Genomic DNA, 2,436 nt, shown 5'->3' with positions numbered 1-2,436 from the left:
GATCGCCTGGGGCATCCTGTCGACATGCCTGCTATTCGTTACCACGCCCATGGAGTTCTATGCGCTGCGGCTGCTCACCGGCGCCGCCGAGGCGGGCTTCTTCCCAGGGGTCGTGCTGTATCTCTCGCGCTGGTTCCCGGACGCACGCCGTGGCCGCATCATGGCGTTGTTCATGTCGGCGATCCCGGTTTCCGGGCTGCTCGGGGGGCCGTTCTCCGGCTGGATTCTCGAGCATTTCGCCGCTGGCCAGCATGGCCTGGCGGGCTGGCAATGGCTGTTCCTGATCCAGGGCCTGCCGACCGTGCTGCTCGGGGTGCTGGCAATCAGGCTGCTCAGCGACGGCTATCAGAAAGCCCCATGGCTGACCCCGGCCGAGCGCCAGCTGATCGCGGCGGACCTGGCCGCGGACGCCACCCGCAAGCCAGTCACCACGGGTGATGGCGTCCTCTCGGTTCTCACCAATCCGCTGATCTGGACCTTTGGTTTCGTCTATTTCTGCATTCAGAGCGGGGTCTACGCCATCAACTTCTGGCTGCCCTCGATCATCAAGAACCTGGGTTTTGACAGCGCCTTGCTGATTGGCTGGCTCAGCGCCATCCCGTACCTGCTGGCGGGGGTGTTCATGTTGCTGGTGGGACGCTCGGCGGACCTGCGCAACGAGCGCCGCTGGCACCTTGTGGTGCCGATGCTGATGGGCGCGATCGGCCTGCTGATCGCGGTGAATTTCGCTGGCAGCCCGGCCATTGCCATCGTTGGCCTGAGCATCGCCACCATGGGCGCGCTGACCGGCCTGCCGATGTTCTGGCCAATGCCGACCGCGCTGCTCAGCGCCGGCACCGCCGTCGCCGGCCTGGCGATCATAAACTCGGTGGGTCAGATGGCGGGCTTCCTGAGCCCCTACCTGGTCGGTTTCATCAAGGACCAGACCGGTTCGACCGATGCCGCGCTGTACTCGCTGGCGGCGTTGATCGTCGTCGGCAGCCTGGTGGCCCTGCGCGTCTCCCGTCCGTCCTCGGCTGCGCTCGTTCGCGCGGCCTGAAGCGACAGCGGCGTGCCCTGCCTGGGGCACGCCGCACTGCGGCGCAGCCTTTCATTGCCCAGCGGATCTGTGTAAAACGAACCTCCCCATCATCGAAAAAAGGGATGTTCGAGCATGATCTATCGTCCTCTGGGTCAAAGCGGCCTGCAGGTAAGTGCGTTGACGCTGGGCAGCATGATGTTCGGCGAGCAGACCAGCACTGAAGACTCGCTGCGCATCATCGACAAGGCCTGGGACCAGGGCATCAACTTCATCGACACCGCCGACGTCTATAACGGCGGACGCTCCGAGGAAATCGTCGGCGAAGCCATCGCCCGCAATCGCCAGGACTGGATCGTCGCCTCCAAGGTCGGCTTCGGCCCGGCGGAAGGCCTGCCCAATCGCAGCGGCCTGTCGCGCAAGCATGTGTTCAACGCCATCGAGGCCACGCTGTCGCGCATGGGCACCGACTACCTCGACATCTACTACCTGCACCGCGAAGACCACAACGTCCCGCTGGAAGTCACGGTCAGCGCCATTGGCGAGCTGCTGCGCCAAGGCAAGATCCGTCACTGGGGCGTGTCCAACTTCCGTGGCTGGCGCATCGCCGAGATCTGCAACGTTGCCGAGCGCCTCGGCGTCGACAAGCCCGTGGTCAGCCAGCCGTTGTACAACATCGTCAACCGCCAGGCCGAGCCCGAGCAGTTCGCCGCCGCCGCTCACCATGGCCTGGGCATCGTGCCCTTCAGCCCGCTGGCGCGCGGCGTGCTCAGCGGCAAGTACGCCCCCGGCGCCACGCCAGATGCCGGCAGCCGCGCCGGTCGCCAGGACAAACGGATCCTGGAGACCGAATGGCGCCAGGAATCGCTCGCCATTGCCCAGCAGATCCACGCCTACACCGAGGGCAAGGGCGTCGGCATCGTCGAGTTCGCGATTGCCTGGGTGCTCAACAACCGCCTGGTGAGCTCGGCCATCGTCGGCCCGCGCACCGAGGCCCAGTGGGACACCTACAGCGGCGCGCTGGAGGTAAAGATCACCGATGAAGACGAAGCCTTCATCGATTCGCTGGTCACCCCCGGCCACGCCTCGACGCCGGGCTACAACGATGTCGCCCACTACGTCGGCGGACGGTCGCCGCGCACCTGCTAAGGTAAAAATGCAGACAGCGCCTGCAGTTTTGCCAATTGTGCCTGGCAAAACTGCACTGTTAGGATCCCTCCATCCTTCGGCGCATCCAGTTCACTTGGAAAATCAATAACAAAGCAGGGATACCGCGATGAACGCGCACGCTGACACCCAGGCATTGGCCGCCGTACTGGCCGATGTCCGCAACCATGTTGGACACCTCACCCTCAACCGCCCCGCTGGCCTCAATGCCCTGACCCTCGACATGGTCCGCAGCCTGCGGCACCACCTGA

The 2,436-nt window shown here is 64.9% G+C and carries 2 protein-coding genes and 1 pseudogene; all 3 read left to right on the top strand.

Features of this window, described 5'->3' with window-relative positions; genetic code table 11:
- The coding region (locus VJS90_RS02780) for an MFS transporter (protein WP_324118872.1) at positions 1-1,039 on the top strand (1,039 nt) is incomplete at its 5' end.
- 114 nt (positions 1,040-1,153) lie between these two features.
- The gene (locus tag VJS90_RS02775) at positions 1,154-2,167 is read left to right on the top strand and encodes an aldo/keto reductase (RefSeq protein WP_324118870.1); all 1,014 of its coding nucleotides are present in this window, start codon (positions 1,154-1,156) and stop codon (positions 2,165-2,167) included.
- A 127-nt stretch (positions 2,168-2,294) separates the two neighbouring features.
- A pseudogene (locus VJS90_RS02770) lies at positions 2,295-2,436 on the top strand (enoyl-CoA hydratase/isomerase family protein); the annotation flags it as partial.

Origin of the sequence: Pseudomonas sp., from assembly GCF_035277045.1 — a bacterium.
Classification (GTDB): Bacteria; Pseudomonadota; Gammaproteobacteria; order Pseudomonadales; family Pseudomonadaceae; genus Aquipseudomonas.
This window is presented reverse-complemented; position numbering and strand designations above follow the sequence as displayed.

Excerpts from the sequence above, each read along its gene's own strand:
- VJS90_RS02775 (WP_324118870.1), top strand. The coding sequence starts at position 1,154 with ATGATCTATCGTCCTCTGGGTCAAAGCGGCCTGCAGGTAAGTGCGTTG.